At 64.8% G+C, this 14,233-nt stretch carries 14 protein-coding genes; 10 read left to right on the top strand and 4 right to left on the bottom strand.

Translation table 11 applies throughout. The annotated features are described in order from the left end of the window. Positions 1 to 166: 166 nt before the first annotated feature. From ACVIHF_RS04860 to ACVIHF_RS04875, 4 genes are all read right to left on the bottom strand, one after another. The gene (locus ACVIHF_RS04860; protein ID WP_159109512.1) at positions 167 to 400 is read right to left on the bottom strand and encodes a hypothetical protein; all 234 of its coding nucleotides are present in this window, start codon (positions 398 to 400) and stop codon (positions 167 to 169) included. A 208-nt stretch (positions 401 to 608) separates the two neighbouring features. Beyond that, on the bottom strand, positions 609 to 1,535 hold the full coding sequence (locus ACVIHF_RS04865; RefSeq protein ID WP_456791810.1) for an acyl-CoA thioesterase: 927 nt from the start codon (positions 1,533 to 1,535) through the stop codon (positions 609 to 611). A gap of 5 nt (positions 1,536 to 1,540) precedes the next feature. Further along, positions 1,541 to 2,656 carry a hypothetical protein gene (locus ACVIHF_RS04870; RefSeq protein WP_310881412.1) on the bottom strand — a complete coding sequence of 372 codons (1,116 nt, stop codon included), beginning with the start codon at positions 2,654 to 2,656 and terminating at the stop codon, positions 1,541 to 1,543. Positions 2,657 to 2,706: 50 nt separating this feature from the next. Next, entirely contained in the window at positions 2,707 to 3,930 is a 1,224-nt protein-coding gene (locus ACVIHF_RS04875) for an ABC transporter substrate-binding protein (RefSeq protein ID WP_310881413.1), read from the bottom strand. Positions 3,931 to 4,132: 202 nt separating this feature from the next. On the opposite strand from ACVIHF_RS04875, the gene ACVIHF_RS04880 reads away from it, so the two are divergent. From ACVIHF_RS04880 to ACVIHF_RS04925, 10 genes are all read left to right on the top strand, one after another. Continuing rightward, positions 4,133 to 5,686: an acyl-CoA synthetase gene (locus ACVIHF_RS04880; RefSeq protein ID WP_456782354.1), complete on the top strand. Its 1,554-nt coding sequence runs from the start codon at positions 4,133 to 4,135 to the stop codon at positions 5,684 to 5,686. After that, positions 5,656 to 6,759: a phosphotransferase family protein gene (locus ACVIHF_RS04885; protein ID WP_456791811.1), complete on the top strand. Its 1,104-nt coding sequence runs from the start codon at positions 5,656 to 5,658 to the stop codon at positions 6,757 to 6,759. The genes ACVIHF_RS04880 and ACVIHF_RS04885 overlap by 31 nt, the downstream gene beginning before the upstream one ends. Further along, positions 6,756 to 7,265: a hypothetical protein gene (locus ACVIHF_RS04890; RefSeq protein ID WP_456791812.1), complete on the top strand. Its 510-nt coding sequence runs from the start codon at positions 6,756 to 6,758 to the stop codon at positions 7,263 to 7,265. The genes ACVIHF_RS04885 and ACVIHF_RS04890 overlap by 4 nt, the downstream gene beginning before the upstream one ends. Before the next feature lie 187 nt (positions 7,266 to 7,452). Beyond that, positions 7,453 to 8,712 (top strand): aromatic ring-hydroxylating oxygenase subunit alpha, encoded by a 1,260-nt coding sequence (locus ACVIHF_RS04895; RefSeq protein ID WP_456791813.1) that lies wholly within the window; start codon positions 7,453 to 7,455, stop codon positions 8,710 to 8,712. Continuing rightward, a complete protein-coding gene (locus ACVIHF_RS04900; RefSeq protein WP_038387409.1) occupies positions 8,712 to 9,209 on the top strand; it encodes an aromatic-ring-hydroxylating dioxygenase subunit beta in 498 nt (165 codons plus the stop codon). The genes ACVIHF_RS04895 and ACVIHF_RS04900 overlap by 1 nt, the downstream gene beginning before the upstream one ends. A 13-nt stretch (positions 9,210 to 9,222) precedes the next feature. Next, the gene (locus tag ACVIHF_RS04905) at positions 9,223 to 10,017 is read left to right on the top strand and encodes an enoyl-CoA hydratase/isomerase family protein (RefSeq protein WP_456791814.1); all 795 of its coding nucleotides are present in this window, start codon (positions 9,223 to 9,225) and stop codon (positions 10,015 to 10,017) included. A gap of 1 nt (position 10,018) precedes the next feature. Then, positions 10,019 to 10,768 carry an SDR family NAD(P)-dependent oxidoreductase gene (locus tag ACVIHF_RS04910; protein ID WP_456791815.1) on the top strand — a complete coding sequence of 250 codons (750 nt, stop codon included), beginning with the start codon at positions 10,019 to 10,021 and terminating at the stop codon, positions 10,766 to 10,768. Position 10,769: 1 nt separating this feature from the next. Continuing rightward, positions 10,770 to 11,705, top strand: coding sequence for an alpha/beta hydrolase (locus tag ACVIHF_RS04915; RefSeq protein WP_456791816.1), 936 nt, complete (start codon positions 10,770 to 10,772; stop codon positions 11,703 to 11,705). Beyond that, positions 11,702 to 12,895, top strand: coding sequence for an acyl-CoA dehydrogenase family protein (locus ACVIHF_RS04920; protein WP_456791817.1), 1,194 nt, complete (start codon positions 11,702 to 11,704; stop codon positions 12,893 to 12,895). Before ACVIHF_RS04915 ends, ACVIHF_RS04920 begins: the two co-directional genes overlap by 4 nt. 134 nt (positions 12,896 to 13,029) lie before the next feature. After that, the gene (locus tag ACVIHF_RS04925; RefSeq protein WP_253605569.1) at positions 13,030 to 14,193 is read left to right on the top strand and encodes an IS4 family transposase; all 1,164 of its coding nucleotides are present in this window, start codon (positions 13,030 to 13,032) and stop codon (positions 14,191 to 14,193) included. The last annotated feature ends 40 nt before the right edge of the window (positions 14,194 to 14,233 follow it).

Raw genomic sequence — 14,233 nt, forward strand, 5'->3', positions numbered from 1 at the left:
ATCATTCTAAGACACGACAGGGCTCGCGCGTGTGCGCGAGCCCTGAACCTCGTGACCTGCTTGTCGCGTCTGCGCGTCAAATGGCCGTGCGATCGTCGCGTAAGGCTGCAGCCGTCGTCCTGTCACATCTCAGGTGTACGGTTTGCCGTAGTCCGCGCGATGCGCCTCACGACAACGCCAGGCTGACCGGCGTCTTGCCGACCACTCCCGTGCTCACGCCGTCGCGGGCCATGGATTCGATCGTGCCCCAGTTCTCGCGAAAGATCCGCGCCGCCTCGTTGGCGCTTTCCGCCTGGATCGTCAGACTGCACGCGCGCCTCGTGCCGTTGCTGGCGAGCTGGAAGTAGAGAACATATCCAGACGATTCCGCACTCCGTGCGGCCAGCGGTGCCTGCTGCATGTAGGTTTTCCCCAAAGTGTTTTTGTTGCGCCACCCGCAAGCAGGATTTGACAGGGATGCGGCACAGTCGTGGTCGCGATCGAGCTAAGCTGAACGTTTGTTCATTTTGTTGGCCGGTGTTGCCAGGATTCAACACCGGGTGGAACTTGCCGTAGCTCGGCACTGCAACTAAGCCGCGATCGCGGCATCAGCTCAACCGTCGTGGCGTCTACGCATCGCCCTCTGGATGGACCATCAGCGTCTCTTGGATCGCGGTGGCGAGCATCGCGCCGTCACGGTCGTGGACGCGCGCGATCGACAGCCCGCGGCCGCCATCCGCGCATGGGCTCTCGGTTTCGACATGCATCCAGGCGTCAGGCGAAAATACGCGATGAAACCAGATGCAATGGTTGAGGCTCGACAGATAGAGTGGCGCGCGCGACTGCAGACCGCCGAGATGGCCGCCGACGCTGGAGAAGTTGAGCCACCAGTCCGAGAGATAGGCGAACACCGCGGCCTGGGCACGGGAACCGGCGGCGAGCGGTTGCCTGCATCTGATCCAGAAGCGCAGACATGGCCCTGCCGTCGTGGCCGAGAGCTGGCGTTCGATCTCCGGAATGCGGAAATCCATGCTGGGCTTGATGTGCTGGGAATATGGGCCGAGCGGCCGCAACTGCGCCATCAGCGCGTCGGGGATCATGCTCAGATCGGGCAGGCTTTCGGGATCCTCCGATCGTGCGAACGGCACCGCGTGCCGCGGGCCCGGCTGCGGCGTGCAGAATGTGGCCTGCGCGCTGAGCACGGTACGCCCGTCGCCTTGCGTGCCGACGATATGGCGGGAGGAGAATCGCTTGCCGTCCTGCAGAACCTCCGCGTCAAACGTGATGCGCCTGACAGGATCGGCGCCGCGCAGGAACAAGAGCTGCAGCATCGCCGCCGGGCGATCTTCGGGCGCGCTGAGCGTTGCGGCCATCATGGCCTGGCCAAGAATCTGGCCGCCATAGGAGCGGCCGTTGAGATTGCCGTCGCCGAAGCGGCTGCGATAGTGGAGCGGGGCGATCGTCTCGAGCGAGACCAGCGCCTCGGCTGCCTGATTGTCCCATTGATCGCACGTGGATTCGCTGCCTTCCGCGACGCGCTTGCGTTGCCCGTCCATCCCGGTCACATCGCCGGGAATTTCTGTGGTCCGGGATAGAGCGGATAGCCGGCGGCGACACCGTATTCGCTGATGCCAAATCCGGTCTCGTTGCCGCTCTCGAGCCGGACGACATGATCCGACAGCGTCCGTGCGATGGCGCGCGTCGCCGCATCGTCGAGGTTCCAGATGTCGTGCCCGGCATGGCTCTCGCCGCGGTCGTCGCCATGGGTCCAGCCTTGCAGGCCGCCATACATGCCGGCCTTCAGATAGAATCGCGTCGGCAGTCCATGCATCCTGACGCGGCGCGGCTCGCCGCGATCGAATGTGAAGGTGAAGTCGGCCGACGCGATGGTCTGACCGAGCGGATCGTCAGCCCACTCGATCTTGTGCTCCAGCGAGGTCACCTCGCGATGCGACACCGATCCATCGGCTTCGCGGCGGAACTCGGTGCCCGAGAGGTAATGCGGCTTGCCCGGCGTGCGCTCCTTGATGAAGATCGATAGCGCCGACTCCGGGAACTGGAACATCGACCAGGTCCAGAAGAAATTGCGATGGGTCGCGACCGGCGGCCTGGTCTCGTCGGTGCGCATCTCGGATCGCAGGCCCCAGGAGCGGTCGCGCTGCCCCCACCACAGCTCGGGCTCGATCTCGTAACGCTTGCCATCGGCGACGATCCAGCCGCGCCAGCGGCCGAATTGCGAGACGCGCGCGAGGTCTTCCTCGACGACACCGTTGCGCTCGCGAAAATTCTGCTTCTCCTGCGCCGCCGGAAAGCTCGCCTTGAATTCGAGCGCGAAGCTGATGCCGGACGGATTGTCGGCGAGCGAGATCCTATGCAGGCTGTTACCCTCGACGATCTCGATCCTGAGCCCGCCGACTTCCGTCTCCAGCGGACGGGTCCCGAGCCGGCGCGAGGCACGGAAATTGTGCTGACGCCGGCCGATGGTGATGCCGGCAAAGCCGTCGATCACGTTGCGGTTCGGGTAATAGCCGAGCCCGATGTCGATCAGCAGTTCGCTGCCGTCGATCGGATGCGCGGTGTACCAGTAGCGTTCGGTGAACCTTGCATCGCCGCCGCCTGCCTTGGCAAACGGCTGCGGCGTCTGGTGGCCGATGAGATCGTCCTGGGCTGTCAGCATTGTTTTTGTCCTTGTGTTTGAGCCGGTTCGGTCGGATGGGTAGCGCGGGATCAGTCCTTGGCCGGGCCGGCGCCCACGATGTCGCCGAACAGCACCCAGGTCTTGCCGTCGAAGCGGGCGAAACGGCGCTCGGTGATCGCCGCGTAGTCCTGCGGCGTGGTCTGGATCGTGATGCCCGGGAGCAGCATCGGCAGCTCGATGCCGCTGAGGTTGGTGGCCTGCTTCAGCACGTTCTCCCGCGCGAGGTTGTCGCCGCAGCGCTGCAGGATGATCGCGCCGAGCTGTGCCGTGGTGTAGCCGGTCACCGCGATCACGTCGTTCGGATCCATCCCCGGCATATATTTGGCGGCGAAGGCGAGATAGTCGGTCATGCCCTTGTCATTGGCCCAGGCCGGATCGTTCGGCGTCTTGTAGGATGTCGTGGTCAGGATGCCGGTCGAGGCCTCGATCCCCGCCGGCACCAGCACGCCGGCGATCGAATTCGCGGTCGAGCCGAGGAAGATCAGCGGTTTCCAGCCAAGCTCGTGGATCTTGCGGATCGCCATCGAGGCGAATTTGTTCTGTGCGGCGATCAGGATGGTGTCGGCGCCCGATGCTTTCAGGTTCACGATCTGGGAATCGATCGTGGGCTCGGTCGACTGATACATCGCTTCCTTGACGATCATGGTGTCGGCCTTGGCGCCGAGCCCTTCCTTCAGGCCAAGCACAAAGTCCTTGCCGATGTCGTCGGCCTGCAGCAGCACGCCGATCCTGGCATCCGGCTTCTCGCGCAGCACGTAGCGCGCGATGATCCGGGACTCGTTGACGTAGGTCGGCGAGTAGGGCGTCGTCCAGGGGAACTGCTTGGGATCGTTCCAGCGGGTGCCGCCACTCTGCACCAGCAGATGCGGAACGCCATTGCTGTTGAGATATTTCTGGATCGCGGCGTTGGTCGGCGTGCCGAACGGCGCCATGATCGCGAGCACCTTGTCGTTCTCGACCAGCGCGCGCGTCACTTCGACGGTCTTGGGCGGGCTATAGGCGTCGTCGCGGGTCAGGAAGTTGATGTGGCGGCCATTGATGCCGCCTTTCTCGTTCAGCATCGTGAAATAGGCGAGCATGGTTTTCGGGAAGCTCGCATAGATCGATGCCGGTCCGCTGTAGGGCGCGTTGGCGCCGAGCAGGATCTCGCTGTCACTGACCCCCGGGCCATAGGCCTTCTGGGCATTCGCCGTTCCGAGCGCGCCGGTGAGCGCGAACGCCCACACCGCAAGCGTGACGACTGGCTTCCGCATCTTCCCCTCCCATGACGCCCTCTTTTGCGGGGCTGGTTGATCCGGCGATGGAAGCCTTGAAAGGCTTTACCCCTCGCATCGGCTATGCAATAATAGACCGTCTGTCCGGATTATCAACTGGAATCTCCGGACGGCGTATCGGCCTCATGCGTGACGGAAACATCCGCAGGCGTGCGCGGCCGCATGACGGTGTGGAGGAAACATGAAGCTGACGCAGGCGCTGATCGCGGCGGTGCAATTGCGCAAGGACGCACCCGGCACCATCCACGCCGGACGGTCGCGGAGCTGGAAGGAGATCGGCCATCGCGTCGCCTGTGCCGCGGGCGGGCTGCGACGGCTCGGCGTCGATGCCGGCGATCGCGTCGCCATCCTCGCGCACAACAGCGACCTCTATATCGAGGCGCTCTATGCCATCGCCTGGGCTGGCGCGGTCGCGGTGCCGCTCAACACGCGCTGGGCGGTCGCCGAGAACGCCTATGCGATTGACGATTCCACGCCAAAACTGTTGCTGGTCGACAAGGCCTTCGCCGAGATTGCGTCCGCGCTGCGCGGCGCAAAATCACTCAGCGCAATGGTCTATCTCGATGAGGGGCAAGTGCCCGACGGTATGCAAAGCTATGACGAGCTCATAGCGCATGCGCCGATCGAGGACGCCTCCGGCGCCTACAACGATCTCGCGGGCATCTTCTACACCGGCGGTACCACCGGGTTTCCCAAGGGCGTGATGCTGTCACATGCCAACATCATCTATGAATCGCTGGTCTGGATCTATGCGCTCCGGTTCCGTGAAGATACCCGGTATCTGCACTCGGCCGGCATGTTCCATCTGGCCGGCACCTCGCCGATGATCGCGCTGACCCTGGTCGGTGGCACGCACGTGACCATCGCGAAATTCGAGCCCGAGCTCGCGATGAAGACCATCGCCGAGCACAAGGTGGATTACTGCCTGTTTGTGCCGACCATGCTCAACATGATGCTCAACCATCCATCCTTCGGCACATATGATCTGAGCAGCGTCAAGGATTGCGAATATGGCGCCTCGCCGATGCCCGACGCGCTGCTGGTCAAGCTGATGCGCGTGCTGCCGAGCTGGCGCTTTCACCAGGGCTACGGCATGACCGAAAGCGCAGCGCTGGCGACCATCCTGCCGTGGGAGTATCACGCGCTGGAAGGGCCGCTGGCGGGCAAGCGCAAATCGGCGGGGCGGGCAGCGCCAGGCGTTGAAATCCGCATCATCGATCCCGCGGGCAATGAGGTGCCGCGCGGGACGGTGGGCGAGATCGCGATCCGCGGCGCCGGCGTGATGCTCGGCTATTGGCGCAAGCCTGAGGAAAGCGCGCGGGTGCTGCGCAACGGATGGCTGCACACCGGCGACGGCGCCTGGATGGACGAGGACGGGTTTGTCTATATCGTCGACCGACTGAAGGACATGATCGTCTCGGGCGGCGAGAACGTCTATTCCGGCGAGGTGGAGAACGCCATCTTCCAGCACGAGCACGTCAAGGAATGCGCCGTAATCGCGGTGCCCGATCCGCAATGGGGCGAAGCGGTGCACGCCATTGTGGTGCCGAAGGACGGCAGGAGTCTCGATTCCGAAATGGTGATCGCGCACTGCCGCACCTTGATCGCCGGTTACAAGTGCCCGCGTTCTGTCGATATCCGCCTCGAGCCATTGCCGCTGACCGGCTCCGGCAAGATCATGAAGTCGGCGCTGCGCGAGGAGAAGTGGCAGGGCTATACGAGGTCGGTCAATTGATGCCGGAGGCTGCGAAACGATCCGATCAAGATGTGCCGGGTGATGTGCCGGCTCCTGTTCGCCCGGTCGTGGTCAATGACGACGCGGTGCGGCCAGCACTCGCGCGGCATCTGTCGCGGATATCCGGGAGCCGGACGGAGATTGTCGGCTTCGGCCGCAAATCATCGGGTTTCTCCTGGATCACCTATGCGTTCGTGGCCCGCACTGCGGCTGAAGGCGACCGCAAACTGATCCTGCGCGTCGGTCCACCGAGCGGGCTGTTTGCGCCTTACTCGGTGCTGCCCCAGGTTTATGCGCTGCAGTCGCTGGCCGGCAGCGGCGTACCGGTGCCGGCGTTGGTGTCATCAGAACAGGATGGCGCCGAGATCGGCTTTCCGTTCTTCATCTGCGAGCACATCGAGGGCGACGTGCCGGCGCCCTGGGCGGCGAGCGAACTCGATCCGGACCACAAGCGCGCGGTCGCCCGGCAGTTCGTCGAGATCCTCGCGTCGCTGCACCGGGTCGACGCGGATGCGACGCCATTCGCATCGCGGCATCACAGCGGAGAACGTGCCGAAGTCCGCGCCATCGCCGGCTGGCGCGCCTCGCTGGCGCGGCCGACGGCGCGTTACTATCCGCTGCTCGACTGGGGTGGACGCTGGCTGCAGGACAACTGTCCGCGGCCGCCGCGCCGGACCATCGTGCACGGCGACTACCGGATCGGGAACTTCATCGAGCACAACGGGCGGATCACCGCCATCCTCGATTGGGAGCTCACGCACCTGGGCGATCCGCATGAAGATCTGGCCTGGGCGATGCTGCCGACCTTCAACGCCAGGAGCCGCAAGCTCTATGGCGTGCTCGAGCGCGCGGAGGTGATCGATCTCTATCAGCGCGCCTCCGGCATTCCGGTCTCGGACAAGAGCCTCGCCTTCTACGAGGCCTATGCGCTGTATCAGGCGGCAGCGATCCAGATGTGCGCGGTGCGCGCCTTCGAGGTCGATCGCTTCAACGACATGCGGCTCGCCGTGATGGCAAGCCAGATGCCCTCGATCGTGCGGGCCTTCGAGCGCGCATTGGAGGCCGCGGCATGAGTGCATCCTTCGAGCGGTTGATCGACGGCATAATCGATGCGCTGCAAAGCCACGTCGTGCCGAACAGCAGCGATGATTTCGTCCGCGGTCAGGTGTTCTCCGCGATCTACGCGCTGAACGGGCTGAAGCTCGCAGCCGACTGGAAGGCCGAGCCGCTGCTCGAGCAAGTGCGTCTGCAGGACGATACTTTCGCGACGGTCGAACGACTGGCCGGCAGCATGGCGCATCCGGAGGTTCCTTCGACGCCGCGCATCCAGGGCGGCACGTCCGACGTTGCCGCGATCGAGGCATTGCGCGACGATGGCGACCGGCGGCTGGGGCAACTTCTGCTCTGGGCGAGCGGGGAGGACGTACGGGCGGCTAATCCCAATGCCGCGACCGAGATCGAACGCCTGCTGCGGCGGGCGATTTGCGACCAGCTCAAGATCGAGCTTGCGACGACGCCGAAGTCGATGCTGCAGCAGATCGCAGGCGGCGAACGCGACGGTGGCGCGGCGCAGGACTGAGTCAGTTGCATCGCCGACTACCCGGAATTGCATCTTTGCGCAGTGTTCCGGGAATCATTAATGGCGCCGGGAAAGAAGCTTGCCGGCCCGCGGTGCCCATGCTATTAATTCACCGAACGGTCGTTCGGATTATTATTGAATGGCCGATAGACATCCGCGGCAAGCGGCCGGCGAGGGAGACGGAGCGATGAACATGATGACCGGCGCCTCGCCATGGGAGCGGCTGATCCGGCCCGACCGGGTGCACGGATCGCTCTACACCGACCCTGACATCTTCGAGGCCGAGCTCAAGAACATCTGGTACCGCACCTGGGTCTATGTCGGGCATGAGAGCGAGGTCCCGAACGCCAACGACTACGTCGTCAAGTCGATCGGCCCGCAATCCGTGATCATGACGCGCGACGAGCAGGGCAAGGTCAATTTGCTGCTCAACCGCTGCTCGCATCGCGGCAACCAGGTCTGCTCCTATGACCGCGGCAATGCCCGCTCGTTCACCTGTCCGTTCCACTCCTGGACTTTTGCCAATGACGGCCGCCTGGTCGGTTATGCCTTCCCCGACGGCTATGAGGGGCAGGACAAGTCGCAGCTTGCGCTCGGGCGGGTGACGCGCGTCGAGTCTTACCGCGGCTTCGTGTTCGGCTCGTTCGCGGCCGATGGCCCGACGTTGAAGGAGCATCTCGGCGGCGCCGCCGAGACCATCGACCGGCTGGTGCGCACCTCGCCGGAGAGCGAGGTCGAGATCACGGCGGGCTTCCTCAAGCATCGCGTCAAGGCGAACTGGAAGTTCATCCTGGAGAACGAGTGCGACGGCTATCACCCGGCCTTCGTGCACACCTCGATCTTCGGCGTCGCCGACAGCATGATCGGCAAGCTCTATGGCGGCGCCTCGACGGCGCTGACGCGCGACTACGGCAACGGCCATACCGAGATCGACCTGCGGCCCGAGTTCCGCAAGCGCGATGCGCCGATGAGCTGGTTCGGTACCAGCGAGGACCGGCTGCCGGACTACACGGCGCGCATGAAGGCCGCCCATGGCGACACCGCTGCGCGGGAGATCATGATCGATGGCACGCCGCATGTGATGATCTTCCCGAACCTGTTCATCGCCGAGATCCAGATGTTCGTGATCCAGCCGCTTGGCGTCGACGACAGCGTGCAGCACGTCACCGCGCTGCAGTTCAAGGGCGCGCCCGATCTGAACCGAAGGCTGCGCCAGCAGACCATGGGCTCGGTCGGCCCGGCCGGTTTCCTGCTGGCGGACGATTCCGAAATGTACGAGCGCTGCCATCGCGGCGTGCTGGCGCGCAATCCCGAGTGGATCTTCCTCGGCCGCGGCGAGAAGCGCGAGCGGCAGGACGAACTTGGCTTCACGGTCGGCCACGTCACCGACGAGGTGCCGTCGCGCGGCATCTGGACCCATTATCGCAAGCTGATGGAGCCTAGCTGATGCTGTCGCGTGAGAGCAGCGCCACGTTGATGAGCGCCATCACCGCCTTCCTCTATCGCGAGGCGCGGCTGCAGGACGAGCATCAATACGAGGCCTGGGAAAAGCTCTGGACCGACGACGGCGTCTATTGGGTACCGGCCAACGGCGCCGACATCGACCCGGAACGGCAGATGTCGATCATCTACGACAACCGCTCGCGGATCGCGCTGCGCGTCCGGCAGCTGATGACCGGCAAGCACTTCACCCAGACGCCGCAGTCGAATTTGCGCCGGCTGATCTCCAACATCGAATTGATGGACGAGCAGCCTGACGATGGCGACATCGCGGTCGCCAGCAACAGCCTCATTTTCGAATCGAGCCTGCGCGACGACACGCTGTGGGCGGCGCGCAATGAATACCGGTTGCGCCATGTCGATGGCGAATTGCGGATGGCCGCCAAGAAGGTCATCCTCGTCAACAACGACAAGGCGATCTACACGCTTTCGTTCCTGGTCTAGAGGAAAACGCGCCATGATCGACAAGGGCCCCGTTCTGCTCGATATTACCGACGGCATCGCGCGGCTGCGGCTCAACCGCCCCGATGCCTCCAACGGCATGTGCGTCGAGCTGCTCCGCGCGCTGTGCGACGCCATCATGGTCTGTCATGGTCATTCCGATCTGCGCGTCGTGCTGCTGAGCGGCGAGGGTACCAATTTCTGCGCCGGTGGCGACGTCCGCGCCTTCGCCTCCAAGGGCGAGAAGCTGCCGGACTATATCCGTCAGGCCACCGCCTATCTGCAGAATGCGGTGACTGGGCTGCTGCGTCTGGAGGCGCCGGTCATATCATCGGTGCAGGGCTTTGCGGCGGGCGGCGGCGGTTTCGGCCTGGTCTGCGCGTCCGATATCGTGATCGCGGCGGAGTCGGCAAAATTCCTCGCTGGCGCGACGCGGGTGGCGATGGCGCCGGATGCCGGCGTCTCCGTTACGCTGTCGCGGCTGGTCGGCCTGCGGCGCGCGATGTCGATCCTCCTGACCAACCCGGTGATCCCGGCGGCGGAAGCGTTGCAGATGGGCATCGTCACCAGGGTCGTGCCCGATGCCGAGCTCGCCGATGCATCGCTCGCGCTGGCCCGCGAGCTTGCGGCCGGCGCGCCGAAGGCTCTGGCGGCGACCAAGCGGCTGGTCTGGGCCGGCACCGGCACCAGCATCGAGCAGTGCCTCTCGGAAGAGGCGCGCACAGTCGCGGAACTCTCGGGGATGGCCGATGCACGCGAAGGGCTCGCCGCGGTCATCGAGCGGCGCCAGCCTGTATTCACGGGGCGCTGAGGTGGCGAGCTTGCCATTCGGACGTCTCGATGGCCGCCGCGCCTTCGTCTCCGGCGGCGCGCGGGGCATCGGTGCTGCGATCGCGCGCAGCTTTGCCGGCGCGGGCGCCAGGGTCGTGATCGCCGATCTCGATGTCGCCGCGGCCTCGGAGCTGGCGCGCGAGACCGGCGCCGGCGTTGCAGGATTAGACGTCAGCGATGCGACGGCAGTGCAGGCTGTGATGGCGCAGGACGGCCCGTTCGACATTGTCGTCAACAATGCCGGCATCGATCAGCATGCCTTCTTCACCGATACCACGGCGGAGGATTGGGCGCGGCTGATCGCGGTCAATCTCACCTCGGTCTTGGCCTGCACCCACGCCGCGTTGCCGGCGATGCAGGCGGCGGGCTTTGGCCGCATCATCAACGTTACCTCGGAAGCGGCGCGGCTCGGCTCAAAGGGCGGCGCGGTCTACTCCGCGGCCAAGGGCGGCGTGATCTCGTTCACCCGGAGCATCGCGCGGGAGAATGCACGCTATGGCATCACTGCGAACGCGATCGCGCCGGGACCGATCCGCACGCCGATGCTGGAGCAGGCGGTGGCAAAGGGCGGCGACAGGATCCTGCAGGCAATGACCGGCGCAACGCTGCTCGGCCGCCTCGGCGAGCCGGAGGAGGTCGCGGCTGTCGCGCTGTTCCTGGCTTCCGACCAGGCCGCCTATATCACCGGAGAGACGCTCGGCGTTTCCGGCGGCATGGGCATCGGCGGCTGAAATGGGCAACGCGGACGACGATATCGCAATCACGCCGGTCGATCGCGCGATCGAGCGTTTGCGCGCGATCTATCGCGGCTGGACCCGCGATACATCGGTGGCGCAGATGCGCGACGACTGGGACGCCGCCTTTGCCGGCTGCTCGGTGCCGGTGACGCGCCAACCGGTCGCCGCCGGCGGGGTCGACGGCGAATGGCTCGTGCCGACGGGCGCATCGCGCGACAAGGTGATCCTCTATTTTCACGGCGGCGGTTTCCGTATCGGCTCGGTCGCGTCGCATCGCGACCTGGCCGCACGGATCGCCGATGCATCCGGCTGCCGCGTGCTCTCGATCAATTACCGGCTTGCCCCGGAGCATCGTTTCCCCGCGGCACTCGAGGATGCGCTGATTGCCTATCGATATCTGCGCGATCAGGGGCTGCATCCGGCGGATATCGCCTTCGCCGGGGATTCTGCCGGCGGCAATCTCGTGCTGTGCGCGATGCTGGCGGCGCGCGACCGTGGCTTGCCGCTGCCCGCCGCCGCCGCGCTGATGTCGCCCTGGACCGATCTCACCGCGAGCGGCGCGAGCTATCAGAGCAGGGCCGAGGCCGATCCGATCCACCAGCGCGCGATGATCCTGGCGCTGGCGAAGAACTACCTTGGCAACGACGGCAATGTCCGCGATCCGCTGGCCTCGCCGCTTTATGCCGATCTCACCCGTCTGCCGCCGCTGCTGGTGCAGGTCGGCGACCGCGAGACCGTGCGCGACGATGCGACGGAACTGGCCGCACGGGCGCAGGCTGCCGGTGTCGACGTCGCGCTGCAGGTGTGGGACGGCATGATCCACGTCTTCCAGATGTTCCCGGAGATTCCGCAGGCGCGCGAGGCGATCGCATCGCTGGCAGCTTTTTTGCGCAACCATCTTCACATTGGCCATGAGAGGGCGCCACAATGAACGTCATGATGTCGGATCCGCGCCAGCTCACTGAGACCGAATTCCACTTTTCGGAGCAGCCCAATCTGCCCGAGGAGTTCCGCATGCTGCGCGAGCAGGTGCGGCGCTTCGTCGAGAAAGAGGTGGTGCCGCATGCCGAGGCGTGGGAGCGCGACGGCAAGATCCCGCGCGAGATCTATCGCCGCATGGGCGCGCTCGGCTTTCTCGGCATGCGCCATGCGGCCGAGTATGGCGGCACCGACATGGGGCCGCTGGCCTCGATGGTGTTCGCCGAGGAACTGGGGCGCTCCAGCTTCGGCGGTTTCACCTCGTCGATCCTCGTGCATACCGACATGTCGGCGGTACACATCTCCTTGCGCGGCACGCCGGAGCAGAAGCAGAAGTATTTGCCGGCGATTATCCGCGGCGAGACGGTGTGCTCGATCGCGGTGACCGAGCCGGACGCGGGCTCCGACGTCGCAGGCCTCAAGACGCGGGCGCGGCGCGACGGCGACAGCTGGGTGATCAACGGCGCAAAGATGTTCATCACCAACGCGGTCTATGGCGACATCCTGATCGTCGCCGCGCGGACCGACCCGCATGCCAAGGGCAGCCGCGGCATCTCGCTGTTCATCGTCGAGCGCAACACGCCGGGCATCACGGCGACCAAGCTCGACAAGCATGGCTGGCTCTGCTCGGACACCGCCGAGATCGCGTTCCAGGACGTGCGCGTGCCGGCGGAAAACCTGCTCGGCGAGGAGAACAAGGGCTTCTATGGCATCATGGAGACCTTCCAGAACGAGCGCATCTGCATCGGCGGCATCTGCGCGGGCGAATCCGCCAAGGCGATCGAGCTGACGACGAATTACGTGAAGACGCGGCAGGCATTCGGCGGCCCGCTCTGGAATCAGCAGGGCGTGCGGCTGAAGCTCGCCCAGCTTGCCGCGAAGGCGGCGGCGGCGCGGGCGCTGGCCTATCAGGCCGCCGAGCTCGCGGCGGCCGGGCAGGATTGCCTGCGTGAGGTCTCGATGGTGAAGGCGCTGTCGCCCGAGGTGCTGCACGAGGTCGTGCATGGCTGCCTGCAACTGCACGGCGGCTCAGGCTTCATGCGCGGCACCCCGATCGAGCGCATGGTGCGCGACGCGCGGGTGCTGACGATCGGCGGCGGCGCCACCGAGGTGATGCTGGAGGAAGTGGCGAAAAGGATGTGACGCCGGCGCTCCTTCTTACCTCGCCCCGCTTGCGGCAGGGGTGTCCGGGGAATGATTCACTGTGTCGCGGTGCATGCTCGGCAGGACCGAGGCAAATCGGTCTTTTCTGGTTGTCGAGACACAGAGGGCCGAGCATGCGATATCGCGGTAGCATTTTTGGAAGGCTGCTTGAACCGATCAATCGACGGCAGTTTCAGACGGTTGTGGATCGTCTGGACGGGGATGCCTACGACAAGTCGTTCAGGAGCTGGGATCATCTGGTGGCGCTGATCTATGCCCAGCTTAGCGGCAACAGCAGTCTGCGCGGGGTGGTGACTGGCTTCAACGCCAATTCGCAGCATCACTATCACTTGGGAACCGGCAAGCTGTCGCGCTCGACGTTGTCCGATGCCAATGCCCGCCGTCCGATCGGCATTTTCGCGCAAACCTTTGCGGCGCTGTCGGCGATGGCGCGTCGCCAGCTGCGGAGTGAAGGCATGGAGATGGTGCGTCTGATCGACGCCAGTCCGATCCCGCTCGGCAAGGTCTGCAGTTGGGCGACGTGGAACGGCCGCATCCGCGGCATGAAGCTGCATGTCGTCTACGACCCAAGGAGCGATGTCCCGACCTGCGTCGAGATGACGGCCGCGAACGTCAATGACATCGAGATCGGCCGACAGACCCCAATCCAGCCCGCCACCACCTATGTGTTTGACAAGGGCTATTGCCGTTTCGACTGGTGGCAGAAGATCAATGATAGCAAGGCTTTCTTCGTTACCCGGGCGAAGACGAGCATCCGTCTTCGCTCGCTCAGGCATCGCGCCATCCGCAAGCGTAACGGGGATGGCTTCGAAATCCTTGCCGATGACGAGGTGAAGCTCACCAGCAAGGGCGATTCGCGCCTTCCAATCCCGCTCCGCCGCATCAAGATCAGACGCGAGAAAGGCGGCAAGATCACACTCCTGACCAACGACCTTGTCCGTAGCGCCGTCGAGATCGCCGCCCTCTACAAGAGCCGATGGCAAATCGAGCTGCTGTTCCGCTGGATCAAGCAGCATCTCGATATTCGCAAGTTCCTCGGCGCCAACGACAACGCGATCCGCCTTCAGGTGCTCGCTGCGATGATTGCCTACCTGCTGCTGCGCATCGCCGCTCACACCAACTGCATCAAAATGCTCCCGCTCAGGTTCGCCGAACTCGTCGGCCAGCTCCTGCTCACGCGTCGATCCCTCGCTGCCATCGACAAACCTCCGCCCATCAACCCCAGCCGTCGGAAATCAACCATCTCACCTGACCAGATGGAGCTCCGCTATGCCTGAATTTCCCCGGACACCCCTGCGCTTGCGGGGAGAGGTCGGA

The sequence above is a fragment of the Bradyrhizobium sp. USDA 4506 genome (genome assembly GCF_054058795.1).

What these genes read in the sequence shown, in the direction of transcription:
- ACVIHF_RS04860 (WP_159109512.1), bottom strand. Translation starts at nt 400, where the DNA reads ATGCAGCAGGCACCGCTGGCCGCACGGAGTGCGGAATCGTCTGGATAT.
- ACVIHF_RS04865 (WP_456791810.1), bottom strand. Translation starts at nt 1,535, where the DNA reads ATGGACGGGCAACGCAAGCGCGTCGCGGAAGGCAGCGAATCCACGTGC.
- ACVIHF_RS04870 (WP_310881412.1), bottom strand. Translation starts at nt 2,656, where the DNA reads ATGCTGACAGCCCAGGACGATCTCATCGGCCACCAGACGCCGCAGCCG.
- ACVIHF_RS04875 (WP_310881413.1), bottom strand. Translation starts at nt 3,930, where the DNA reads ATGCGGAAGCCAGTCGTCACGCTTGCGGTGTGGGCGTTCGCGCTCACC.
- ACVIHF_RS04880 (WP_456782354.1), top strand. Translation starts at nt 4,133, where the DNA reads ATGAAGCTGACGCAGGCGCTGATCGCGGCGGTGCAATTGCGCAAGGAC.
- ACVIHF_RS04890 (WP_456791812.1), top strand. Translation starts at nt 6,756, where the DNA reads ATGAGTGCATCCTTCGAGCGGTTGATCGACGGCATAATCGATGCGCTG.
- ACVIHF_RS04895 (WP_456791813.1), top strand. Translation starts at nt 7,453, where the DNA reads ATGAACATGATGACCGGCGCCTCGCCATGGGAGCGGCTGATCCGGCCC.
- ACVIHF_RS04900 (WP_038387409.1), top strand. Translation starts at nt 8,712, where the DNA reads ATGCTGTCGCGTGAGAGCAGCGCCACGTTGATGAGCGCCATCACCGCC.
- ACVIHF_RS04905 (WP_456791814.1), top strand. Translation starts at nt 9,223, where the DNA reads ATGATCGACAAGGGCCCCGTTCTGCTCGATATTACCGACGGCATCGCG.
- ACVIHF_RS04915 (WP_456791816.1), top strand. Translation starts at nt 10,770, where the DNA reads ATGGGCAACGCGGACGACGATATCGCAATCACGCCGGTCGATCGCGCG.
- ACVIHF_RS04920 (WP_456791817.1), top strand. Translation starts at nt 11,702, where the DNA reads ATGAACGTCATGATGTCGGATCCGCGCCAGCTCACTGAGACCGAATTC.
- ACVIHF_RS04925 (WP_253605569.1), top strand. Translation starts at nt 13,030, where the DNA reads ATGCGATATCGCGGTAGCATTTTTGGAAGGCTGCTTGAACCGATCAAT.